This is a genomic window from Chimaeribacter coloradensis (assembly GCF_002858715.1).
Taxonomy (GTDB): Bacteria; Pseudomonadota; Gammaproteobacteria; order Enterobacterales; family Enterobacteriaceae; genus Chimaeribacter; species Chimaeribacter coloradensis.
The window spans coordinates 87387-111304 of sequence record NZ_PJZH01000010.1 but is presented as its reverse complement, the minus strand read 5'-3'; the positions used below and the strand labels follow the sequence as shown (position 1 = coordinate 111304).

General features: G+C 61.2%; 23 protein-coding genes. 5 read left to right on the top strand and 18 right to left on the bottom strand.

Going from position 1 to position 23918, the window contains the following annotated elements; translation table 11 throughout:
• Positions 1 to 52: 52 nt before the first annotated feature.
• Together CYR32_RS11805 and CYR32_RS11800 are read left to right on the top strand one after the other, a co-directional pair.
• A complete protein-coding gene (locus tag CYR32_RS11805; RefSeq protein WP_101824590.1) occupies positions 53 to 1099 on the top strand; it encodes a M4 family metallopeptidase in 1047 nt (348 codons plus the stop codon).
• Positions 1099 to 1461: a protealysin inhibitor emfourin gene (locus CYR32_RS11800; RefSeq protein ID WP_101824589.1), complete on the top strand. Its 363-nt coding sequence runs from the start codon at positions 1099 to 1101 to the stop codon at positions 1459 to 1461. The genes CYR32_RS11805 and CYR32_RS11800 overlap by 1 nt, the downstream gene beginning before the upstream one ends.
• 6 nt (positions 1462 to 1467) lie before the next feature.
• Here the strand turns inward: CYR32_RS11800 and CYR32_RS11795 are convergent, their stop codons facing one another.
• A complete protein-coding gene (locus CYR32_RS11795) occupies positions 1468 to 1689 on the bottom strand; it encodes a zinc ribbon domain-containing protein (RefSeq protein WP_101824588.1) in 222 nt (73 codons plus the stop codon).
• 142 nt (positions 1690 to 1831) lie between these two features.
• Between CYR32_RS11795 and CYR32_RS11790 the strand changes: the two genes are divergently transcribed.
• Positions 1832 to 2683 carry an MBL fold metallo-hydrolase gene (locus tag CYR32_RS11790; RefSeq protein ID WP_101824587.1) on the top strand — a complete coding sequence of 284 codons (852 nt, stop codon included), beginning with the start codon at positions 1832 to 1834 and terminating at the stop codon, positions 2681 to 2683.
• Here the strand turns inward: CYR32_RS11790 and CYR32_RS11785 are convergent.
• The 15 genes from CYR32_RS11785 to trmJ form a co-directional block, all read right to left on the bottom strand.
• Complete coding sequence (locus CYR32_RS11785; RefSeq protein WP_101824586.1) at positions 2651 to 3610, bottom strand: AEC family transporter; 960 nt, start codon at positions 3608 to 3610, stop codon at positions 2651 to 2653. The genes CYR32_RS11790 and CYR32_RS11785 overlap by 33 nt on opposite strands.
• Before the next feature lie 60 nt (positions 3611 to 3670).
• Entirely contained in the window at positions 3671 to 5158 is a 1488-nt protein-coding gene (gene der / locus CYR32_RS11780) for a ribosome biogenesis GTPase Der (RefSeq protein ID WP_101824585.1), read from the bottom strand.
• A 143-nt stretch (positions 5159 to 5301) separates the two neighbouring features.
• Positions 5302 to 6483: an outer membrane protein assembly factor BamB gene (gene bamB / locus CYR32_RS11775; protein ID WP_101824584.1), complete on the bottom strand. Its 1182-nt coding sequence runs from the start codon at positions 6481 to 6483 to the stop codon at positions 5302 to 5304.
• A gap of 10 nt (positions 6484 to 6493) precedes the next feature.
• Positions 6494 to 7114, bottom strand: a complete 621-nt coding sequence (locus tag CYR32_RS11770; RefSeq protein WP_101824583.1) for a YfgM family protein — start codon at positions 7112 to 7114, stop codon at positions 6494 to 6496.
• A gap of 13 nt (positions 7115 to 7127) precedes the next feature.
• Positions 7128 to 8402 carry a histidine--tRNA ligase gene (hisS, locus tag CYR32_RS11765; protein ID WP_101824582.1) on the bottom strand — a complete coding sequence of 425 codons (1275 nt, stop codon included), beginning with the start codon at positions 8400 to 8402 and terminating at the stop codon, positions 7128 to 7130.
• A 136-nt stretch (positions 8403 to 8538) separates the two neighbouring features.
• Entirely contained in the window at positions 8539 to 9660 is a 1122-nt protein-coding gene (gene ispG, locus CYR32_RS11760; RefSeq protein WP_101824581.1) for a flavodoxin-dependent (E)-4-hydroxy-3-methylbut-2-enyl-diphosphate synthase, read from the bottom strand.
• Positions 9661 to 9704: 44 nt separating this feature from the next.
• On the bottom strand, positions 9705 to 10670 hold the full coding sequence (gene rodZ / locus CYR32_RS11755) for a cytoskeleton protein RodZ (RefSeq protein ID WP_101824580.1): 966 nt from the start codon (positions 10668 to 10670) through the stop codon (positions 9705 to 9707).
• Positions 10660 to 11430 (bottom strand): type IV pilus biogenesis/stability protein PilW, encoded by a 771-nt coding sequence (gene pilW / locus CYR32_RS11750; RefSeq protein WP_101824616.1) that lies wholly within the window; start codon positions 11428 to 11430, stop codon positions 10660 to 10662. Before pilW ends, rodZ begins: the two co-directional genes overlap by 11 nt.
• A gap of 109 nt (positions 11431 to 11539) precedes the next feature.
• Positions 11540 to 12736: a dual-specificity RNA methyltransferase RlmN gene (gene rlmN, locus CYR32_RS11745; RefSeq protein WP_420912832.1), complete on the bottom strand. Its 1197-nt coding sequence runs from the start codon at positions 12734 to 12736 to the stop codon at positions 11540 to 11542.
• Between the two features lie 209 nt (positions 12737 to 12945).
• Positions 12946 to 13377, bottom strand: a complete 432-nt coding sequence (ndk, locus tag CYR32_RS11740; protein ID WP_072930234.1) for a nucleoside-diphosphate kinase — start codon at positions 13375 to 13377, stop codon at positions 12946 to 12948.
• A gap of 203 nt (positions 13378 to 13580) precedes the next feature.
• Positions 13581 to 14408, bottom strand: coding sequence for an enhanced serine sensitivity protein SseB (gene sseB / locus CYR32_RS11735; RefSeq protein ID WP_101824578.1), 828 nt, complete (start codon positions 14406 to 14408; stop codon positions 13581 to 13583).
• Between the two features lie 131 nt (positions 14409 to 14539).
• A complete protein-coding gene (pepB, locus tag CYR32_RS11730; protein WP_165698234.1) occupies positions 14540 to 15835 on the bottom strand; it encodes an aminopeptidase PepB in 1296 nt (431 codons plus the stop codon).
• Positions 15836 to 16041: 206 nt separating this feature from the next.
• Positions 16042 to 17205, bottom strand: a complete 1164-nt coding sequence (locus CYR32_RS11725; RefSeq protein WP_101824577.1) for an IscS subfamily cysteine desulfurase — start codon at positions 17203 to 17205, stop codon at positions 16042 to 16044.
• Positions 17206 to 17254: 49 nt separating this feature from the next.
• Entirely contained in the window at positions 17255 to 17752 is a 498-nt protein-coding gene (gene iscR / locus CYR32_RS11720; protein ID WP_101824576.1) for a Fe-S cluster assembly transcriptional regulator IscR, read from the bottom strand.
• 179 nt (positions 17753 to 17931) lie between these two features.
• Entirely contained in the window at positions 17932 to 18651 is a 720-nt protein-coding gene (gene trmJ, locus CYR32_RS11715; RefSeq protein WP_101824575.1) for a tRNA (cytosine(32)/uridine(32)-2'-O)-methyltransferase TrmJ, read from the bottom strand.
• Between the two features lie 120 nt (positions 18652 to 18771).
• On the opposite strand from trmJ, the gene suhB reads away from it, so the two are divergent.
• Complete coding sequence (gene suhB / locus CYR32_RS11710) at positions 18772 to 19575, top strand: inositol-1-monophosphatase (RefSeq protein WP_101824574.1); 804 nt, start codon at positions 18772 to 18774, stop codon at positions 19573 to 19575.
• A gap of 198 nt (positions 19576 to 19773) precedes the next feature.
• Positions 19774 to 21054, top strand: a complete 1281-nt coding sequence (csiE, locus tag CYR32_RS11705; protein ID WP_101824573.1) for a stationary phase inducible protein CsiE — start codon at positions 19774 to 19776, stop codon at positions 21052 to 21054.
• Between the two features lie 5 nt (positions 21055 to 21059).
• Here csiE and CYR32_RS11700 read toward each other — a convergent pair whose 3' ends face one another.
• Positions 21060 to 22205, bottom strand: coding sequence for a 3-phenylpropionate MFS transporter (locus CYR32_RS11700; RefSeq protein WP_101824572.1), 1146 nt, complete (start codon positions 22203 to 22205; stop codon positions 21060 to 21062).
• 260 nt (positions 22206 to 22465) lie between these two features.
• Positions 22466 to 23719: a serine hydroxymethyltransferase gene (gene glyA / locus CYR32_RS11695; RefSeq protein WP_101824571.1), complete on the bottom strand. Its 1254-nt coding sequence runs from the start codon at positions 23717 to 23719 to the stop codon at positions 22466 to 22468.
• Positions 23720 to 23918: the final 199 nt, after the last annotated feature.

The following is a 23918-nucleotide window of genomic DNA, read 5'->3' as shown; positions in this document are numbered from 1 at the left end:
GCCGTCCTGACAGTATCCCGCCTTCCGGGCATTTCTGATAAGGAGATTCGGCATGAGCGACGGCAAGACCCCACGTCCTTCCCAGGTTCCCTACAGCGTCATCCCCCCTTACATCCTGCGCCGCATTATCGAACACGGCTCTGACCCGCAACGCACCCGCGCCCAGCAGACGCTGACCCACGTCCGCACGCTGATGGCCGAGCCGTTCGCCAGAACCGAGGCACCGGATCTCGCCGCGCCCGGCCAGGTGCAGCGTAAAATTTTTGATGCGCAGAATGAGACCGCGCTGCCGGGCCAGCTCGCGCGCAGCGAGGGCCAGTCCGCCACCGACGACGTGGCCGTTACCGAGGCCTATGACTACCTCGGCGTCACCTATGACTTTTTCTGGCAGGCGTTCCAGCGCAACTCCCTGGATGCCAAAGGGCTGGTGCTGAGCGGCACTGTGCATTACGACAAGAATTACCAGAACGCCTTCTGGAACGGCGCGCAGATGGTGTTCGGCGACGGCGACGGCGAGATCTTTAACCGCTTCACCATCGCCATCGACGTGGTCGGCCATGAGCTGGCGCATGGCGTCACGGAGAGCGAAGCCGGGCTTATCTATTTCCAGCAGGCCGGGGCGCTGAATGAGTCGCTGTCTGATGTGTTTGGCTCGCTGGTCAAGCAGTTCCAGCGTAAGCAGACGGCGGATCAGGCGGACTGGATTATCGGTGAGGGGCTGCTGGCCAGGGGGATCAACGGCAAAGGGCTGCGGTCAATGTCGGCACCCGGCACCGCTTACGATGACCCGCTGCTCGGCAAAGACCCGCAACCGGCGCACATGAACGAGTACATCCAGACGCGTGACGATAACGGCGGCGTCCACCTCAACTCCGGTATCCCCAACCGCGCGTTTTACCTGGCGGCCATCGCGCTCGGCGGCTACGCCTGGGAGCGCGCCGGGTACGTCTGGTATGACACCCTGTGCGACAAAACCCTGCCGCAGGACGCAGATTTCGCGACCTTCGCCCAGTTTACCGTGCGCCATGCCGAACGCCGCTTTGACAGCGCCACCGCCCAGGCGGTGCAGGCGGCCTGGCAGCAGGTGGGAGTGATGTAATGCAGCCGATTTCAGAGCTGGACCCGGATGCCGTGATCATTCTGGTGCGTGAAGGCGGTTTCGCCTTCATTCCCAAGCTGAACGGGCCGCGCCGCATTGCGCTGACGGAGGTCAGCGCTGAAACGCGTGACCGCATCTGCCGCCTGATTAACCAGATTATGCCCTATGCGCAGCAGCAGCCCGGCCAGGCCGGGTGCGGCGATCAGCGCTATTTCCGGCTGGAGATCCATTTCACCTCAACGGACGATCGGGAGTGGGTGCTGCTTATCCCGGAAACCCGCACGCCGGAAGCGTTGGTCAGGCTGTGGAAATATGGCGACCTGGACGGTGACGGCAAGCCCGACCTGCCGCCCGGCCACTGACCGCGGTCAGCAGGGGATGTAACAGACCTCCACCCGCATTTTGGAGATCAGGCCGTGGCCGTGCAGGCAGAAATAGTCAACCGCGCCACAGGCCTTTAACACCTCCAACGGCCGGTGGCACTGCGGGCAGACCACTTCCTGCTGAAAATCGCCGTGGCCCTGTGCGCAATGGTAGTGATCCCCGCTTTTGCTCATCGTCTGTTTGCAGACGGGACAGACTGCATCCATTTTCTCTCTCCTTTTCTTACGGGGCCGGTTCGCCCTGACCATCAGGAACCGCCCACTCTTCCAGTGTAGCGCCCCGGCAGCGGCGGGCAACTTCCTGTGGCTGGCTTACACTTAACCTTTTCCCCCTCAGGTAAGGAGCACCATGCATATCCACCATCTGAATTGCGGCTGTATGTGCCCGCTCGGCGGCGCCTTCTATGACGGCTTCAGCAAAGGACTGACTGCCCACCTCACCTGCCACTGCCTGCTGCTGGAGACCGACCGGCACGGGCTGGTGCTGGTGGATACCGGCTTCGGCAGTGAAGATATGGCGCAGCCGCAGCACCGGCTGGCCTCGTTCTTCCGCGTGCTGAATAACATCCGCTACCGCCAGCAGGACACGGCGCTGAGCCAGATCCGCCAGCTGGGGTTTTCGCCGTCCGATGTGCAGCACATCGTGCTGACGCACCTCGACTTTGACCACGCGGGCGGGCTGAGTGATTTCCCGCAGGCGCAGGTGCATGTCCTGCAACGGGAAGCGGATGCGGCGCGTGACCGCCGCCACTGGCTGAACCGCGGGCGCTACCGCGATGTGCAGTGGGCGCAGGTGCGGCAGTGGCACTTTTACCAGCCGGGTGGCGAAGGGTGGCATGGGTTTGACGCAGTGCGCGGGCTGACCGGGCTGCCGCCGGAAGTGTTGCTGATCCCGCTGGCCGGGCATACCCTCGGCCACGCCGGGGTAGCCATCCAGACCGGGCAGGAGTGGCTGCTGCACGCGGGGGATGCCTATTTCTACCGGGACGAGGTCGGCCAACCCAAGCGGCACTGCACGCCGGGGCTGCGGTTTTACCAGTGGATGATGGAAGCGGATCGCCAGGCCCGCCGCCACAACCAGCAGCGGCTGCGGGCGCTCTCCTGTGACCCCGCAGCCGGGGTCACGATGTTTTGCAGCCATGACGCCAAAGAGCTGGAGCGCCTGGCGTCAGACCAGGTGCAGGCCGCGCAGCAGCGCTAAGCCCAGCGCCGTGGTGAAGAAAGAGCCGAGGGTGGTCAGGGCGATGATGTTGGCCGCCAGCGTGGCGTTGCCGCCCATCGCCCGCGTCATCACATAGCTGCCTGCTGCCGTCGGGGTGCAGGAGAAGAGGAAAATCACCCCCAGCGCCGCGCCGTGGAACCCCAGCAGCGCGCCACCCAGCGTCATCAGCCCCGGCACCACCAGCACCCGCGCCAGCGTGGCGTACCCGGCCACATTGGAGCTGCGGAACATGGCGCGCCAGTCCAGGCTGGCCCCGGCGCACAGCATCGCCAGCGGCAGCGCCATGCCGGAGATAAACTCGCCGGTTTTGTAGAGGGTATCCGGCATCGCCCAGTGGGTTTCGTTGAACAGCAGCCCCAGCACCAGCCCGATGATCAGCGGGTTGGTGACGATCCCGCGCAGAATGGCGGCGACATTCAGCCCTTTCCCGGCGTCACGTTGCAGGCTGCGGCTCAGGGTAATCACCGACAGCACGTTAAACAGGATCACCGTGATGGCGATATACATCGACCCCAGGGCCACGCCCTCTTTGCCGAACGCCAGGGAGGCATAGGCCAGCCCGGCGATGCCGGTGTTGGCGCGGAAGCCGCCCTGCACAAAGATACCGCGTTCGCGCGGGTCTTTGACCAGTTTGATCGCCACCAGCTCCAGCAGCACAAAGGTCACCAGCGTCGCGATGCCGCCATAAAGCGCCAGCGGCAGGTTCATCCCCTCCTCCCCACCGGAGTGGGTGGAGACGCTGAAAAACAGCAGACAGGGCAAGGCGACGTTAAACACCACCCGGCTGGCTTTATCGCAGAAGTGGTCGTCCATGATGCCGACGCGCTTTAACCCCACCCCCAACAGCAGTAACAACAGATTGGGCACCGTCACGCCCAGTGCAAAACTCCAGGTCTGCCAGAACATCTCCCTTCCTTCCCTCGTGCCAAAAAAAACGGGATGCAGTGACTCTGCATCCCGTTGGGGTTATTTACTTTTTTTCAGGTGGCTCATCAAGCGCTTACGCTTACGCATCTGGTTCGGCGTCAGGGTGTTGCGCTTGCCCGCGAACGGGTTCTCACCCTCTTTGAACTGGATGCGGATCGGCGTGCCCATCACTTCCAGCGAGCGGCGGTAGTAGTTCATCAGGTAGCGCTTGTAGGAATCCGGCAGGTCCTGCACCTGGTTGCCGTGGATTACCACAATCGGCGGGTTGTAACCGCCGGCGTGCGCATATTTCAGCTTCACGCGGCGGCCGCGCACCAGCGGCGGCTGGTGGTCGTCGGCGGCCATCTGCATGATACGGGTCAGCAGTGAGGTGCTGACGCGGCGGGTCGCGCAGCGGTACGCTTCGTTGACCGACTCAAACAGGTTGCCGACGCCGCTGCCGTGCAGCGCCGAGATAAAGTGGATACGGGCAAAGTCGATAAAGCCGAGGCGCAGATCCAGCGCATCTTTGACTTCGTCTTTGATCTCCTGCGACAGGCCGTCCCATTTGTTGACCACAATCACCAGCGAACGGCCGCTGTTGAGGATGAAGCCCAACAGGGAGAGATCCTGGTCGGAGATGCCTTCACGGGCGTCGATCACCAGCATCACCACGTTGGCGTCTTCGATCGCCTGCAGGGTTTTGATGACCGAGAATTTCTCCACGGTGTCAGTGACTTTGCCGCGCTTACGCACCCCGGCGGTGTCGATCAGCACATAGTCGCGCTCATCACGCTGCATTGGGATGTAGATGCTGTCACGGGTGGTGCCCGGCATGTCGTACACCACCACGCGCTCTTCACCGAGGATGCGGTTGGTCAGGGTCGATTTGCCGACGTTCGGGCGGCCGACAATCGCCAGCTTGATCGGCAGGGATTCCGGGTCGAAATCGTCTTCGGCTTCTGCCGCGGCCACCGCAGCGGCCTCTTCGCCCAGCTGCTCAGCCCAGTAGGCGGCGTTCTCTTCTTCTTCCGTCAGCTCAGCGGGTTCTTCATGATCCACAAACGGCAGCAGCACATGTTCAATCAGCTGGGTGATGCCGCGCCCGTGGGACGCCGCAATCGCGTGGACCTCGCCCATGCCGAGGGAGTAGAAATCAGCGGCGGCGGAGTCTGCGTCCAGCCCGTCGACTTTGTTGGCGACCAGGAAGGTGGCCTTGTCACGGCTGCGCAGATGTTTGGCGATGCCCTCATCCGCCGGCATCAGGCCGGCGCGCGCATCGACCATAAACAGCACGATGTCCGCTTCTTCAATGGCGCGCAGTGACTGGCCGGCCATATGGGTTTCAACGCCGTCTTCGGTGCCGTCAATCCCGCCGGTATCGACGATGATGAACTCGTGGCCCTCCACTTCAGCACGACCATACTTGCGGTCACGCGTCAGCCCGGGGAAATCCGCCACTAACGCATCACGCGTTTTGGTCAAACGGTTAAATAAGGTGGATTTACCCACATTCGGGCGCCCGACAAGCGCGACGACAGGTATCATTGTTGCAGCCTCATTACTTAAAAAACAAAACGTTACGTGACATCCTGCAAAGGCGGGCATCACGTTTCAAAAGACGAAACGGCCCCTGAATATCAGGGGCCGTCAGAGAGCCACCCGGGTGGCTCTGGATATGTTACCGGATGTTAGCGGGTGAACGCGTAAACGTCACCGCTTTTCGCCTGGATCAGCAATTTATCGCTCGCCACAATCGGCGCGCTCAGGAAGCCGGAGCTGTCCACTTTCTGCTGAGCCACGAAACGGCCATCATCGGTATTGAGCCAGTGCAGGTAACCTTCACTGTCACCCACCACCAGATAACCATTATACAACACCGGCGCGGTCAGGTTGCGGTGCAGCAGATCGCTCTGACGCCACAGGCTGACGCCGCCCTGGGTATTGAGGGCGATAACGCGGTCATTCTGGTCAACCACAAAGATGCGGCCCGCATCCACGATGAAATCGCTCACGGAGCCGACTTCACGTTTCCAGATGATCTGGCCGGAACGCAGGTCCAGCGCCGTCAGGTTACCATTGTAACCCAGCGCATACACCACGCCTTCCACCACGACCGGCGTGGTGTCCACGTCGTTCAGGCGGTCAATCTCGGTGGCACCGCTTGGCTGGGAGATGCGCTGTTGCCAGATCATCTGCCCCTCTTTCATCAGCACCGCGCTGACGCGGCCGTTGTCACCGCCGACAATCGCAGCGCCAAAGGCGGCCGTCGGGGCGGACTCACCGCGCAGGGAGAGTGACGGCATATCCAGGTTCACCGTCCACTGGACTTTGCCGTCGGTCTCGCTCAGGCCCTGCAACATGCCGTTGCTGGTATGCACCAGCACCAGGCCGTCACTCACCACCGGGCGTGACACCGCTTCGCCGGCGACGCTGGTCTGCCAGGCGACACTGCCGTCATCACTGTTGAGGGCATACACCACGGCGCGCTCGCTGCCCACGTAAACGTGGTTGCCGGACGCGGTCACGCCCCCGGAGAGCAGCGCAGAACGGTTGCTGGAGAAGAAGCCGGTTTTCTCAGAGAGATCTGCTTTCCAGATCTCTTTGCCGCTGTCAGCATCCATCGCCTTCACCACGCCTTTGCGATCGGCGGCGAAGACCGTGGTTCCCTGCCAGGCCGGGCGCAGGTTGGAGTAGAACTCCCCTACGCCACTGCCCACAGAGCTGTTCCAGACTTCCGTCGGTGTGAACTGGTTTTCAACTTTCGGCAGCGGGGACATGGTGACCACATCCTCTTCACCGTTGAACAATGAACAACCACTCAGCAGGGCGACAGAGACCCACCCTACCAAGAGCGTTTTACGCAAATGCATTGGCATCCCCTTAGCTGGCCAAATTATTTAACTTCATGCGCAGCAGCGCCTGCTGTGCCTGAGAAGCTTTAGCATCGATGCCTTTACTGTATGCGTCGCGGGCGCCTTTCAGGTCTCCCTTGCGCGCCAGCACATCGCCACGGATATCGAGTGACATGGCTGCCCAGCTTTCGCCTTTGACACCGTCCAGCGTCTTCAGCGCCTCATCCAGGTTGTTTTGCTGAAGCTGGAGACGGGCCTGCCGCAGCGAAATCAGCGGCAGCAGGTTTTCATCTTTGGTCAGGCCGGCGGCCTTCGCCAACTGTTGCGAGGCCTTGTCATACTCTTTCAGATCAACAAAATGCTGTGCCAGCTGCAACGCGGCAAACGCGCCGTAGTTGTTGTCATTGGCCTGAATGAACTGCTCGGTTGCTGCCACACCTTCCGGCTTTTTCGCCATCAGCGCGTCAGTCGCTTTCTGGTAAGAGATGGACGCCTCGGTCAGGGCTTCTGTCTGATGCCCCTGCCAGTAACGCCACCCCACCAGGGCACCAATGCCCAGCACCACGCCAACAGCCAATGCCTTGCCGTTCTCCGCGAAGAAGTGGCGCACTGCATTAACCTGTTCGTTTTCAGTGGTATAGACTTCCACGGTGTCCCTCTCCTTAACCCAACATCGTTGCCAGGCGCGCGGCAACATCGCCCTGCGCCAGCGTTTCTTGTTCACCACTTTGCAGGTTCTTCACCACCACCTGCCGGGCCGCCACTTCATTTTCACCCAGTACCAGGGCCACACGGGCGCCCCACTTGTCTGCACGGGCGAATTGCTTCTTGAAGTTGCCGCCGCCGTAGTTGGTCATCAGCCGCAGGTGCGGGGCAGCATCACGGACCTGCTCCGCCAGCGCCATCGCGGCACCCTGGGTACCGGCACCGGACGAGATGACGTAAACGTCTACCGTGGCCGGGGCCTTAAAGCCGGGGTTAACCGCCTGCACCAGCAGCACCAGGCGCTCCAGCCCCATCGCGAACCCGACGGCCGGCGTCGCGCGGCCCCCCAGCTGCTCCACCAGGCCGTCATAGCGGCCACCGGCACAGACCGTACCCTGCGCGCCCAGGCTGGTGGTCACCCACTCAAACACCGTGCGGTTGTAGTAGTCAAGGCCGCGGACCAGCCGCTGATTAACCGTATATGGGATACCGGCCTGGTCCAAAAGTTCACACAGACCGGAAAAGTGTTGTTTTGACTCATCATCCAGGTAGTCGGCCAGCGCCGGCGCATCGTTCAGCAGGCGCTGCACATCCGGGTTTTTCGAGTCGAGCACGCGCAGCGGGTTGCTGTACATGCGGCGTTTGCAGTCTTCGTCCAGCGCCTCTTTGTGCTGCTCCAGGAAGGCGACCAGCGCCTCGCGGTAGTTGGCGCGCGCCTCCTGGGAACCGATGGAGTTCAGCTCCAGCGCCACATGGTCGGCGATGCCGAGCGCTTTCCACCAGCGCGCGGTGAGCAGGATCAGCTCTGCGTCAATATCCGGCCCCTGCAGGCCGAACACTTCCGCCCCCAACTGGTGGAACTGGCGGTAGCGCCCTTTCTGCGGACGCTCATAACGGAACATCGGGCCGATATACCACAGGCGCTGTTCCTGATTGTACAGCAGACCATGCTCAATGCCGGCACGCACGCAGCCTGCGGTGCCTTCCGGGCGCAAGGTCAGGCTTTCGCCGTTGCGGTCATCAAAGGTGTACATCTCTTTTTCGACCACATCGGTGACTTCACCGATGGCACGCTTGAATAACGGGGTCTGCTCTACAATCGGCAGGCGGATTTCACTATACCCGTAGCCGCCCAGCACCTGCTTCAGGGTGCCTTCGATGCGCTGCCACAATGCCGTCTCTTCCGGCAGATAGTCGTTCATGCCGCGGATGGCTTGAATGTTCTTTGCCACGTCAGTTCTCTATAGTCTTAATACAAAAAATGAACCCGATTATAGGGGCTATGCCTCCGGCGGTTCAACGAGGATGCCGGGTCACCCCCCGCGGGTTCAATAGAAAACGGGCCGCCTGAGCAGCCCGCTACCGATGTCACTCTGCTTGCGTGTTGATCACGATGCGTTTGCTTTCATCCATCATCGCGGCTTTGGCGCGGATTTTGGCTTCCAGCTGGTCGATCATCAGCTCGTTGTCGAACCGGTCACGCTGGCGAACGCCATCTTCATAGAAGCCGCTCTTATTGTGGCCGCCGGTGACGCCAAGGGTAGAGACCAGTGCTTCACCCGGCCCGTTGACCACACAGCCGATGATGGAGACGTCCATCGGCGTGATGATGTCTTCCAGGCGCTGCTCCAGCGCGTTCACCGTGCCGATCACGTCAAACTCCTGGCGTGAACAGGTCGGGCAGGCGATGAAGTTGATGCCGCGGGAGCGGATGCGCAGGGATTTCAGAATATCAAAGCCGACTTTGATCTCTTCCACCGGGTCAGCCGCCAGCGAGATACGCAGGGTGTCGCCGATGCCTTCCGAGAGCAGCAGCCCCAGGCCGATGGCGGATTTCACCGCCCCGGCACGGGCACCGCCCGCCTCGGTGATGCCGAGGTGCAGCGGCTGCACAATCTGTTTCGCCAGCAGGCGATAGGACTCCACCGCCAGGAAGACGTCAGAGGCTTTTACGCTGACTTTGAACTGGTCGAAGTTGAGGCGGTCGAGGATGTCGACATGGCGCATTGCGGACTCCAGCAGCGCCTGCGGGGTCGGCTCGCCATACTTCTCCTGCAGGTCGCGCTCCAGCGATCCGCCGTTGACGCCGATACGGATCGGGATGTTTTTGTCGCGCGCGCAATCCACCACGGAGCGGATGCGGGATTCGTTGCCGATGTTGCCGGGGTTGATGCGCAGGCAATCCACGCCATAGTCGGCAACTTTCAGCGCAATGCGGTAGTCAAAGTGAATGTCCGCCACCAGCGGCACATTGACCTGTTGCTTAATCACTTTAAAGGCTTCGGCAGCATCCATCGTCGGGACGGAGACACGGACGATATCCGCGCCCACACGTTCCAGCGACCTGATCTGGTTGACCGTGGCCTCAACATCGGTGGTACGGGTGTTGGTCATCGATTGCACGGCAATCGGCGCGCCATCACCAATAGGCACCTTCCCGACGTAAATGCGTGTTGATTTGCGGCGGTTTATGGGTGCGTGGTTATGCATGTCTTGCTCTCCATTGCTGCGGGCGCATCGCGCCGGATGCCCTATTATTCAGCAGCCAGCGTAAGGCGCGCAACACGGTTTGACTTAATGAACTGGCTGAGATCAACCGGCTTGCCCTGATACTGAATCTGGACAGCGCGCGGCGCGCCAATTTTCAGTTTAAACGGCGCGGTGCCGTTCAGGTTCAGCGTACCGCCGCTTTTCTGGATGCCGCTGAACAGGGTTTTGCCTGTCGCGTCATTCACTTGCAGCCAGCAATCCGCATTGAAATTCATCACAATTGCGCCGGCATCCGCCGGGGCGGCGGCCGGGGCCGTTGCCGGGGTGGTGACCGGGGCGGCCACCGGGGCCTGGGACGGTGCAACCACGGCCGGGGCCGGGGTCTGGGCAGCCGGGGCGTTGGCCGTTGCGTCCGGCGTTACCGGCGCAGGCTGGGCCGCGGTGTTGGCGGCCTGGCTGTCCGGCGGCGTGCCGGTGGTGTCACTGCTGCTGTCTGCGGCGGCGGCATCATCGCTGTTCCCAAGCGGGATGGCCTGGCCATCCCCCTGGGAGAGCTGCGCAGAGGATTGATCCGCCATGGTGGCGATCTCCTGCTGCTGGGCCTGATGGTTCTGCCACCACCAGGCGCCGGTCAGACCGATCACCACAAAGACCACCAGCCAGGTAAAGCCCATCAGCCAGCCGTCACGCTTTTTACGGGATTTACCCAGCGAGAAGCTCTGCATCGGGGCGACTTTGGCCGCGCGGACCGGTGCCTGTTTGGCCATCAGCGGCAGCAGTTCCTCTTCAGGAATATGCACCAGCTTGGCATAGGAGCGGATGTAACCGCGCAGGAAGGTTGAGGCCAGCCCCGGCGGCGCGGTATTTTCTTCAATATCACGCACCGTGGAGACTTTCAGACACAGGCGTTCCGCCACGGCCTGCTGGCTCAGCCCAAGCTGTTCACGGGCTTGACGCAGGCGTTCACCTGTCGTTTTCGAGATGTTTTCTTGAGAGGCTTCAGTATTCATTAGCGACAAACTGCTGGTACTGTTTAGAGTGTGGGAAACTTCGCGCCAGCTGCCGGCCATAACGGTCTATCTTGTCCTGGCGGTCATCCAGCGCGGCGAAACGAATCTGTAACCATAAGCTGTCGGCACTGGCCGGCAAAATATGCTGATACACATCCAGGAGAAGCTGCGCCTTGGCGCGTTGCCCTTCACTGAACTGCCGCTCAGCCTCTGCCAGCAGGGGCGTCCCTTTGTCCGGGTCATACTTCAGTGCCCGGCCCAGCAATACCCGCGCTTCATCGTCCTGATTCGCCTTAAGGAAACAGTAGCCCGCATTCTCCAGGCTGTCTGCAACCTGCCCGTAATCGGGCACCTGCGCGGCGGCGCTAAACTGCTGTTGTGCCGGTACATACTGCCCTAAACTACACAAGAACGCACCGTAATTATTCATCACCGTGCCATTTTGCGGGGCCAGTTGCAGGGCGCGCTGATAGCGCTGCTGCGCGGCCTCATTCTCTCCTACCCGCTGTGCATAGAGCGCCATGCCCAACTGGGTACGGTAGTCGTCCGGTGCGGCTTTCTCTGCCTTTTCAAGGTTTTGCCGGGCAGCCGGCAAATTCCCCTGATCGAGGTAACCCAGGCCCAGCTGCAGGCGGGTGTCCACCGGCGCGGCGCTGTCAGGCGCGGCGTTCTCCGGCGCGGACCCCGAGCAGCCCGCCAGCGCGGCCGCCACTATGGCCCCGGAGAGCCAGCGCGGCGCACGTTGTAACGTTTTCAGCATCATGCGTTTCATTCCCTGGAACGCGGCGGCAGGCTGCCCTGCCCGTGCCGTTCCGATCTGAGAGAGGGAGGCGCGGCCGCACCGTGCGGCGCACGCCCTCAGGTCAGGCTCAGAGTGCTTTTACCGAAATCGGCTCCCCTGCCATTTTCTTCTTCAGGGTACGCTTGGTCCGGTCGATCACCTCGCCCGCCAACTGACCGCAGGCGGCGTCGATGTCGTCACCACGGGTCTTACGCACAATAGTCGTAAATCCATATTCCATCAACACCTTGGCAAAACGATCGACGCGACTGTTCGAGCTGCGTCCATAAGGTGCGCCCGGGAAGGGGTTCCACGGGATCAGGTTAATCTTGCACGGCGTGTCTTTCAGCACGGCAGCCAGTTCGTGGGCGTGCTCGGTGCCGTCATTGACGTGGTCGAGCATCACGTACTCAATGGTCACCCGGCCCTGGTTGGCGTTGGACTTCGCCAGGTAGCGGCGCACCGCGCTCAGGAAGGTTTCGATATTGTACTTTTTGTTGATCGGCACGATCTCATCGCGGATGGTGTCATTCGGCGCGTGCAGGGAGATCGCCAGTGCCACGTCGATCATGTCACCCAGCTTGTCCAGCGCCGGCACCACGCCGGAGGTAGAGAGGGTCACGCGGCGTTTGGAGAGGCCGAAACCGAAGTCATCGAGCATGATCTCCATCGCCGGGACGACGTTGGTCAGGTTAAGCAGCGGCTCACCCATGCCCATCATCACCACGTTGGTGATCGGGCGCTGGCCGGTGACTTTCGCTGCGCCGATGATTTTGGCGGCGCGCCAGACCTGGCCGATAATCTCAGAGACCCGCAGGTTGCGGTTGAAGCCCTGCTGCGCTGTCGAACAGAATTTGCACTCCAGCGCGCAGCCGACCTGAGAAGAGACGCACAGGGTCGCGCGGTCATCTTCCGGGATGTATACCGTCTCAACACGCTGGTCGCCGACCAGAATCGCCCATTTGATGGTGCCGTCAGCGGAGCGCTGCTCATCCACCACTTCCGGCGCACGGATCTCCGCAATCGCCTGCAGTTTGCCGCGCAGCACTTTGTTGATGTCGGTCATCTGCTCGAAATCGTCGCAGCAGTAGTGGTACATCCACTTCATGACCTGGTCAGCACGGAACGGCTTCTCGCCCATTTTGGCGAAAAACTCGCGCATTTGCTGGCGGTTCAGATCGAGGAGGTTAATTTTTTCCGCAGCCGGTTTGGCCACGTGCACGGCAGGCGCAGAGGATTCAGACGTTTCAGACACGGTTTGCCCAGAAGGAGTTGTTTCTAACATGGATGTCGCGGCCTCGTTGTTACACTTTTGGCTCAAGGGAAGTGCATCCGCCCGGTGGCGGGATGCGAAAACATGCGCCCCGAAAGAGCAGGCTCCTCCGGGGCGCAGTATTGTACAAATTTTAGGATAGCGATGCTATGGCGGAAAGCCGGCTGTCACGGTTTAATTGTTTCAGCAAATGAATCTTTCAGCCCGCTATCATTCACCAATTAACGGGTGCGCGGGCACAGCTCGTTTTCGGTGAAGAAGTACGCGATTTCGCGCTGTGCAGATTCAACCGCGTCAGAACCGTGAACGGCGTTCTCGGTGAAGCTGTCCGCGTAGTCAGCACGCAGGGTACCGGCCAGGGCGTTGTCCGGGTTGGTTGCGCCCATGATGTCACGGTTACGCTGAACGGCGTTTTCGCCTTCCAGAACCTGCATCATGATCGGGCCGGAGGTCATGAACTCAACCAGACCGTCGAAGAACGGGCGGCCTTTGTGCTCAGCGTAGAAGCCTTCAGCCTGCTCGCGGGTCAGGTGAACCATTTTGGCAGCAACGATTTTGAAACCAGCGGCTTCGAAACGGGCATAGATAGAACCAATGGCGTTTTTGGCCACTGCGTTCGGTTTGATCATGGAAAAAGTACGTTCGATAGTCATGTAAACCTCTGTCTGACGTCGTCCTGGGAGGCAGGCATAAAGGGGTGCCCACCGTGAAATGGCGCCGATTATAGGGGGCAGGACGGCGCTTGCCTACCTGAAACACAACATTTGATTAAAATAATTTTAGCTAATTCCCCACTCTTTATGCACATATAAAGCGCTTTTTCCGCTATGTGCCGGCCATCAGCGCCCTTCCGCCGTCAGGCGATGCCGGAAGACGGGATGATATTACGCAGCCAGCTGCCCCAGCGGCGCTGATAAAAGGCCTGGGTGTGCTGAATCAGGTAGTGGCTGATGCCGCGCTCTTTTTCATTTACCAGGCAGAAGTCTACCGGCTCATCCTCTGCCAGCGCCTCACTCGCCACCGTGCCCGCTTCCTGGATCAGCGCCTCAATCTCCTGCTCCGTGGCCCCGTCCACTTCCAGCCCCACCAGCAGGTTTGGCCGCTCGTCGCTGGTTTTGTCATGGATTAATGCCAGAAAAGCGCGGCGTACCGGCTTGCGCTGGCTGAACAGCGTGGTCAGGGCATCCACCATCGCCGCCGGGTAGTGCTCCGGCTGGCCGATCAAAAACTCTGTCCCGGCCTCCAGCACCCGCTCCAGCGGTTTGGCGGTGCCGCCGTCCTGCAAGAGCTGGCTCACCTCCTGCGGGGTGAACTCTTTGCCGTACTCATTTTTCGGGTTCAGGAACAGCTCTGCCCCTTCCGTCATCTCAAACAGCACGCGCACCGGCAGCGCCATAAACGGCTGCTCGCCCTCGACCGCCCGTTGCAGGGCCGCCGGCGAACTGAAAAACGGCAGCACGCGCGCGCCGTCCTGCTTTTCCCATACCTGCAGGCTCAGCGGGCTGCCGGCCTCCAGCACCACCTCGCCTTCCGGGGCCTCACTGTCCGTCAGCACCAGCACTGTGGCGTCCATCAGCGCGCGGTAGAACGCCGGGCGCTGTGCCGGGTCGCTCACCGCCTGCATCAGCAGCTGCTCCAGTTCACTGCCCTGCGCGGACTCAGTGGGATCAAAAGATGTGCTCATACGTTACTCCATCAACAAGCCGGAACGGCTCTGCAACAAGATAAAACCACGACATACGGGATAAAAAAACGGGGCAGCCAGGCCGCCCCGTGATACCTGCTCACGCGATAAAGAGATTAACGTGCCTGCCGTTATTCCGCTTTGCTCAGCAGCAGGTTGGCCAGGGTGCGCACACCCAGCCCGGTCGCCCCGGCGGCCCACTGATCCACTGCGCCTTTACGGTAGGTGGCGGAGCAGTCGATGTGCAGCCAGCCCTGTTTGTAGTTCTGCACAAAGTGGGAGAGGAACGCCGCCGCGGTGCTGGCCCCGGCGGTATAGCTCGGCCCGGCAATGTTGTTCAGGTCAGCAAAGTTGGACGGCAACTGGCTGCGGTGGAACTCCGCCAGCGGCAGGCGCCAGAACGGCTCCTGCTCCTGCCCGGCGCTGGCGAGCAGGTCGGCGGCCAGCGCATCGTCGAAGCTGAACAGCGCGTGGTAATCATTGCCCAGCGCGGTCTTGGCGGCCCCGGTCAGGGTCGCGCAGTCGATCAGCAGTTGCGGCTGCTGCTCAGAGGCGTCGATCAGGCCGTCGGCCAGCACCAGGCGACCTTCCGCATCGGTGTTCATCACTTCCACGGTTTTGCCGTTGCGGTAGTGAATAATGTCACCCAGCTTGAAGGCGTTACCGCTGACCATGTTGTCCGCGCAGCAGAGGTAGAGCTTCACCCGCTGCGTCAGGCCGCGGGCCGCCGCCAGAGCCAGCGCGCCGGTCACGGTGGCCGCGCCGCCCATGTCTGCCTTCATGGAGTCCATAAAGGCGCTCTGTTTCAGGCTGTAGCCGCCGGTGTCAAAGGTGATGCCTTTGCCCACCAGGCAGGCGTAGACCGGAGCGTTTTCATCACCGGTCGGGTTGTAGTCGAGCACCAGCAGCACCGGCGGGCGCTCGGAACCGCGCCCGACAATGTGCAGGCCGGCGTAATTCTGCTCACGCAGGTCATCGCCTTTGGTGATGCGGTAGGAGACATGGCCGCCGCCATACTGGCACAGCAGGTCAACGGCGCGGTGGGCCAGGGTTTCCGGCCCCAGATCTTCCGCCGGCATATTAATGGTGTCACGCACCCAGTCGATGATGGTCAGGCGGCGATCCAGCTCCTGCTGCGCGTCGTCTTCCAGCGCGGCCCACTCTACGCTGCGCTGGCCCTTCGGCCCGCGGAAGCCCTGCCAGAAGGCCCAGCTGTTCTCCAGATCCCAGCCCTCACCGGCCAGTTTCACGCGTCTGATGCCCTGCCCGTCAATCCGGCGCGCAGCGCGCTGGAGAGCGGCCAGCGCATTGCCGGCGGTGGTATGAATCGTGATGCCTTCCTGAGCGGTGCTCAGCAGGGCATTGTCACCCCAGCGGGCGTCAGCGGGCTGGGATGAGAGGAAAATCTGCATGACGCCCGGCGCCATCGTGTCTGCGGTCATAATCAAACTCCTGATTGTTGTTCTCTTTGTCAGAGCAGGCCCAAAACCGGAACCTATGCCGTGATGCGGCGAACCATAAACAACGCGGGCCACCTTATGGCAGCCCGTATGCGATTCATTCCGCTTTATCTAACCAGACCCGGTGGAGCGCCGCCAGAAGTTTTTATCCGGCGGCGGGTCAATGCGCCGCGTTATGCCGCGCCTGAGAGGCGGCGCAGGCGGTCAACCGACTTCTGCACCAGGGCGACGGCGTACTCAATCTCTTCGTCGGTGGAGAACCGGCCGACCGAGAAACGCAGGGAGCTGTGTGCCAGCTCCTCATCCAGCCCCAGCGCCCGCAGGACATAAGAGGGTTCCAGGCTGGCGGAGGTGCAGGCGGAGCCGGACGAGAGCGCCAGATCTTTCAGCGCCATGATCAGGGATTCCCCCTCCACATCGCGGAAGCTGACGTTCAGGATGTTCGGCACCCCCTGCGCCAGCGACCCGTTCAGACTGACGCCGTCAATCTGCTGCAGGCCGTGCCACAGGCGGTCACGCAGGCGGCGCAGGCGCTCACCTTCCGCGGCCATCTCCTCTTTGGCGATGCGGTACGCCTCGCCCATGCCGACAATCTGGTGCACCGGCAGGGTGCCGGAGCGCATACCGCGCTCATGGCCGCCGCCATGTATCTGGGCGTCAATGCGGATGCGCGGTTTGCGGCGCACATAGAGGCCGCCGATGCCTTTCGGGCCATAGAGTTTATGGCCAGAGAAGGACATCAGATCGATCTTGAGTTCATTCAGGTCAACCGGCAGTTTGCCGACGCTCTGGGTGGCATCCACATGGAAAATGATGTCACGGCTGCGGCACAGCTCGCCGATGGCCGCCACATCCTGCACCACACCAATTTCATTATTGACGTGCATGATGGAGACCAGCAGCGTGTCATCACGCAGGGCGGCGGTGAGGTCAGCCAGAGCGATCAGGCCATCGGGCTGCGGCGTCAGGTAAGTGACGTCGAACCCCTCCTGCTCCAGCTGTTTGCAGGTATCCAGCACCGCTTTATGCTCAGTCATGCTGGTGATGATATGCCGCCCTTTCTCCCGGTTTGCGTGGGCTGCGCCCTTGATCGCCAGGTTATTGGACTCGGTGGCACCGGAGGTAAAGACGATTTCACGCGGGTCAGCGCCGATCAGGTCGGCCACATTGTTCCGCGCGACATCTACCGCCTCTTCCGCCTGCCAGCCGTAACGGTGCGAGCGGGAAGCGGGGTTACCGAAAGTCCCGTCCAGAGTCAGGCACTGCATCATCTTTTCAGCCACACGCGGGTCAACCGGTGTGGTGGCCGCATAATCCAGATAAATCGGTAATTTCATTACTCTTCAACTCCGTACATCACAAAAACGTCAGTGTAACGCGTCCGGCTCAGGAACGCAGATTTACATTGATCGCTTCCTGAGGACGCACAGCAGAAGGGATACGGCGGGTTTCATGGTTTTGGCGGTCAGCCACGTCCAGCACTTCCTGGTTGTTAACCAGTTCAGCCAGCGTGATGTTGTTCAGGAAGCTGCTGATACGCTCGCTCAGGTCACGCCACAGGGTATGGGTCAGGCAGCGGTCACCGCCCTGGCAGCCCTCTTTGCCCTGGCAACGGGTGGCGTCAATGGATTCGTCCACGGCCATGATCACTTCACCGACTGCGATCTCTGCCACGTCTTTGCCCAGCAGGTAACCACCGCCCGGCCCGCGCACGCTGGCCACCAGGCCATTTTTACGCAGACGCGAGAACAGCTGTTCCAGGTAGGAGAGCGAAATGCCCTGACGTTCAGAAATATCGGCTAACGGTACCGGCCCTTCCTGGGAGTGAAGTGCTACGTCCAGCATAGCAGTTACGGCATAACGACCCTTGGATGTCAGTCTCATGGCTACTCTTACCTGTTAAATAGGGGATGAAATATGGCCCCGAGTCTGCCATTCCCGAGTATTTCAGTCAACTATTTAACCTAGTGAAACAGTCAAGTATTAACGGCAAAACGGCATTCCACCCGCTATCCGGTTGAAATGCCGCCACAAATTGCCTGTTTTTCAAGAGACTGGATAGATTACTGCTTTTTCTCAATCGAGGTCAGGATGCCGCGCAGGATGTTCAGCTCCTGCGTTTCCGGCCGTGCGCGGGTAAACAGGCGGCGGAGGCGGCTCATCACCTGCCCCGGGTGCTGCGGGCGGATAAAGCCGGTCTGCTGTAATACCTGCTCCAGGTGGCCGTAAAAACGCTCGAGATCGTCTACCAGCGGGTATTCTTCTTCCGCAGCCGGGGCCTGGCCGCGCTGCTGCTGGTCCAGCCAGGCAACCCGCACCTCATAGGCAATCAGCTGGACGGCCATCGCCAGGTTCAGCGAGCTGTACTCCGGGTTGGCCGGAATGCAGACGTGATAGTTACACTTCTGTAACTCCTCGTTGGTCAGGCCAACGCGTTCACGGCCAAACACCAGCGCCACCGGGGCGCTCTGGGCGGCTTCCGAACACTTCACGCCGCACTCGCGCGGCTCCAGCATCGGCCACGGCAGGGTGCGTGAACGGGCGCTGGTGCCGACCACCAGGCTGCACCCGGCCAGCGCCTCGTCCAGCGTGTCAACAATGGTGGCGTTGCCGATGACGTCACTGGCACCAGCGGCCAGCGAAATGGCCTGGGAATCGGGCTTCACCAGCGGGTTCACCAGATAGAGGTTGGTGAGGCCCATGGTTTTCATGGCACGGGCGGTGGAGCCCATGTTACCGGTATGAGAGGTCTCAACCAGGACAATGCGGATATTGTGCAGCATAGGAACTCTGAAGGTTGCGGAAAATCGGCCCATGCTAACACAACCGTAGGTATTTTTCAGAAGCCCTGCTATACTGCGCGCCGTTTCCCGTTCTTTAACATCCTAGTTGGAAGATATCCCATGCATCCGATGCTCACCATCGCCGTGCGCGCTGCGCGTAAGGCCGGTAACCTGATTGCCAAAAACTACGAAACTCCGGACGCTGTTGAAGCGAGCCAGAAAGGCACCAATGACTTCGTCACCAACGTTGATCGTGACGCTGAGCACCTGATTATCGACGTGATCCGCCGCTCTTACCCACAGCACACCATCATCACCGAAGAGCGTGGTGAACTGGCCGGTGAAGACCAGGATGTACAATGGATTATCGACCCACTGGATGGCACCACCAACTTCATCAAACGCCTGCCGCACTTCGCGGTCTCCATTGCCGTACGCATCAAAGGCCGTACGGAAGTGGCCGTGGTTTACGATCCGATGCGCAATGAGCTGTTCACCGCGACCCGCGGCCAGGGCGCGCAGCTGAACGGCTACCGCCTGCGCGGCGGCAACGCCCGCGATCTGGACGGCACCATTCTGGCGACCGGTTTCCCGTTCAAACTGAAACAGCACGCGACCCCGTACATCAACATGGTCGGCAAACTCTTCACCCAGTGTGCAGACTTCCGCCGCACCGGTTCCGCTGCGCTGGATCTGGCCTATGTGGCCGCCGGCCGTGTGGACGGTTTCTTTGAGATCGGCCTGAAGCCGTGGGACTTCGCCGGTGGTGAGCTGCTGGTGCGTGAAGCGGGCGGTATCGTGACCGACTTCGTGGGCGGCCATAACCACTTCAACTCCGGCAATATCGTGGCCGGTAACCCGCGCGTGGTGAAATCCCTGCTGAGCACCATGCGTGAAGAGCTGAGCGAAGCGCTGAAACGTTAATTTATCTGCACAAATTTTGTGATGCCGCCCACCCGGGCGGCATTTTTTTTGCCTGCGGCACTGCGCCGTCGCTTATTCCGGGGAAAATAAGTGTGATGCCGCTTCAAAGCCGGAGCAAAAAACCGCGCGCCCGGCGCGGCCTGGCGGCCCCTTTGCTATGCTTACTCCTCACAATGAAGCAATCGTCAGAAGGTGTTCATGAGCCTGGCCTCCTCCTCTGTGCCTGAGCTCTCCGGTCAACAACGGCGCTGCCATATCGTCCTGATGTTGTATGCGCTCTCGCCTGCGGTGCGCCTGGAGAAGATCAGCCAAATCAATGGCGTTGACCTCCCCACAACCCGGCAGGATGTCGCTGCGGTTGCCGGTGAAATCCAGCGCTTCCACCATCTGGACCTGCTGCTGGATGAAACGGGCACCTGCCGCCTTTCCGGCAGCTCACTTAACCAGCGTTTATGCTTTTTCCACTGGTTGCGGCGCGCCCTGCGCATCTCACCGGACTTTACCACGCAGCACGCGGCCGCGGCCCTGCATCAGGGGCTGTCCCCTTTCCACCAGGCGGGGGAGGAGGAGACCAACCAGTTGCTGCATACCCTGATTGAGCAGGCGGAGGTGCGGCTGCGGCGGCAGGTCACTGCCCGCGACCGGCACTTCCTCTGCCTGTTTATCAAATATTGCCTGACCTGCCACCATCAGCTCTGCCACCCCGGTTTTACCTCCCCTCAGCTCGGCTGGCTGCGGCAGAAAAGTGAGTGCGAGGCAGCAGGCTACCTGGCTGACGCCCTGACCCACCATTTTCGCCTGCCCCCCTGTGACGCCGAGCGGGATTTCCTGATCCTGCTGTTTACCCTGTTGAAAACCCACCAGTATGGTAACAGCGAAGCACCGGAAGACCGGCAGTTGCAGGAGGAGGTGCACCGGCTGATTGTGCGCTTCCAGCAGATTGCCGGGATGAGTTTCAGCAGCCGGGAGGGGCTGGCAGGCCAGCTGTTTACCCACCTGGGCGCGGCGATTGAGCGTTGCCGCTTCGGCATCGGCATCGATCACACCTTACTGGAAGAGGTGACGCGCATGTACCCGCGGCTGATGCGCACTACGCTGGAAGCGCTGGAGGAGTTTGAAGCGGTGTATAACCTGCGGCTGTCACCGGAGGAGGCGGGGCTGATTACCATCTGCTTTGGTGCCTGGCTGATGCAGGGCAACGCCTTGCAGGAGAAGCAGGTGCTGCTGCTGACCAACGGCAACCCGGCGCTGGAAACCGCGGTGGAGCAGCATATCCGCGAAGCGACACTGCTGCCGCTTTCAGTGAAATACCAGCCGCTCTCCCACTTTCTGCACCACGGCCCGCCGCAGGGGGTGACGCTGGTCATCACCCCCTACCCGGCCGATGAACCGGCGATCACGCTGCCGATGCTGCACGTGGAGCTGCCGCTGGGCAAAGCGCAGCGTATGCAGATCCGCGCCCTGCTGGAGAGCCCCTGACCCGATCAGCGGCCTGCGGCCTGCACCTGCGGGCGCAGGAAAACCGCCGGGAACGCCACCAGCGCCATCACCCAGAACACCTGCTGGTGAAGATGCTGGAACAGGAAACCGGCGATCACCGTCATCACCGCAATGCCGCCGCCCATCGCCAGCGCTGAATAGGCGGCCTGCAAACGGATCACCTCACGCGGCGCACGCGCTGAAATAAAGCGCATGGCGGCGAGGTGGCATACCGTGAAGCTGCCGCAGTGCAGGAGCTGAATCACCACCAGCCACGGCAGGGCGATAAAGCTGCCCATCAACGCCCAGCGTACCACCCCGCAGCAGGCGGAAAGCAGCAGCAGCCGGCGGGCGCTCCAGCGGGAGAAGAGCTGGCGGCTGAAGGTAAACACCAGCACTTCCGCCACCACACCCAGCGACCAGAGATAACCCACCACCGACGCCGAATAGCCTGACTCCTGCCAGTAGAGCGCGCTGAAGCTGTAATACCCGGCGTGCGCCCCCTGCAATAAGGTCACGCAGAGCAGGAACCGGCGCACCGGCGGCTGGCCCAGCAGCGCCCGCCAGGGCACCGCGCCGTCGCCTGCGGCCTGGGCGTCGGCACGCGGCATCACCGCCGGGCGCAGCAGCATACCGAGCAGCATGGCGGCCAGCCCGGCCGTCAGCGCGGCCAGAATGGCGTGATGCCCGAATACGGCGATCATCTTGCCGGTAAAGGCGGAGCCAACCACAAATGCCAGCGATCCCCAGACCCGCACTTTGCCGTAGTCGAGCTGGATCTGCCGCTGCCAGGTGCCGGCCAGGGCGTCACTCATCGGTACCAGCGGGCCAAAGAAGAGGTTAAACCCGGCCATCACCAGCATCAGCCACGCCCAGCCGGTGCCGAACCAGAAACCGATGCAGCAGACCAGCGCCATTAACGCGATCAGGCGCAGGGCCGCCACCAGTTGCGATGCCTGTTTCACGGCCGGGGCCAGCAGCAGCGTCCCTGAGAAGCGGGCCACCATGCCGATGCCCAGCAGCAGGCCGATTTGTTGGGCGTCCAGCCCCTCGCCTTTCAGCCAGGTGGCAAAGAACGGCAAAAAGATGCCGTAGGCGAAGAAGTAGGTGAAGTAGCTGAGTCCCAGCCAGAAGGGGGAAGGCAAAACCATGGTATCTCCGATAACAGGCAGAGCCGGTAAACGCAGCGCTGCCTTGCGCCGGGTGCGTCGGCACCCGTTCCTGTTGATAAGGCGGCAACGCCCGCCCCTGATTCCGCCCCGCGGCGGCAGGGCCTGGGGTCAGGCAAAAGACTATAGGCAAAAAAGCCGGTGCAAAAAAGCACAGGCGAAAAAAAGGTACTGCCGGGCAGTACCTTTTTTGTATGCAACCTTCCTGCCCGGGGCGCAGCCCTGTGGCGGGTCAGCGGGGGTTACGCGTAAACCGGCAGGCGGGCGCAGATGGCCAGCACTTTCTGTTTCACGCGCTCAATGGTCGCTTCGTCATTGATGTTGTCCAGCACGTCGCAGATCCAGCCGGCCAGTTCACGCACGTCATCTTCTTTGAAGCCACGGCGGGTAACGGCCGGGGTACCGATGCGGATACCGGAGGTCACGAACGGGCTTTTCGGGTCGTTCGGTACGCTGTTTTTGTTCACGGTGATGTTGGCACGGCCCAGCGCCGCATCCGCATCTTTACCGGTCAGGTTCTTATCCACCAGATCCATCAGGAACAGGTGGTTCTCGGTGCCGCCGGAGACCACTTTGTAGCCGCGCGACAGGACAACTTCTACCATCGCCTTGGCGTTTTTGGCCACCTGCTGCTGATAGGTGGTGAACTCAGGCTCCATCGCCTCTTTCAGCGCGACCGCTTTACCGGCGATCACATGCATCAGCGGGCCGCCCTGGCCGCCCGGGAAGACGGCGGAGTTCAGCTTCTTATAGAGATCCTCATCACCGCCCTTCGCCAGGATCAGGCCGCCGCGCGGGCCTGCCAGGGTTTTGTGGGTGGTGGTGGTGACGATGTGTGCATGGGGAACCGGGTTCGGGTAGACGCCTGCGGCCACCAGACCGGCCACGTGCGCCATGTCGACAAACAGGTATGCGCCGATGCTGTCTGCGATTTCACGCATTTTTGCCCAGTCAACGGTGCCGGAGTAAGCAGAGAAGCCGCCGATGATCATTTTAGGCTGGTGCGTTTGCGCCTGGCGGGCCAGATCGTCATAGTCGATCTTGCCGGTCTCATCGATGCCGTAAGGCACCACGTTGTAGAGTTTGCCGGAGAGGTTCACCGGGGAGCCGTGGGTCAGGTGGCCGCCGTGGGCCAGGTTCATCCCGAGGATGGTGTCACCCGGCTGCAACAGGGCGGTATAGACCGCGAAGTTGGCCTGGGAGCCGGAGTGCGGCTGGACGTTGGCATAGTCTGCGCCGAACAGCTGCTTGGCGCGGTCGATCGCCAGTTGCTCAACGATGTCGACATACTCACAGCCGCCGTAGTAGCGTTTGCCCGGATAGCCTTCAGCGTATTTGTTGGTCAGCTGCGAACCTTGCGCCTGCATCACACGCGGGCTGGTGTAGTTTTCAGAGGCGATCAGCTCAATATGCTCTTCCTGACGGACTACTTCCTGCTCCATCGCCTGCCACAGCTCGGCATCATAATCGGCAATGTTCATTTCACGCTTTAACATCTGCTTCTCCTGACTCACACTCAATTAAACGACCCCGGACGGGATATGCGGCACAGTGTAAACTGTTTTTGCCTGCGGCCATAGGGCTGACGCCAGCTTTTTACGCAAACGGTTGGCTTGTGGCTGCACAAGGGTTTCTCATCTGGTTTTCCAGCCAGATTCACCCGGTTTTTGTCGATTTACAGGGGCAAATATTTCA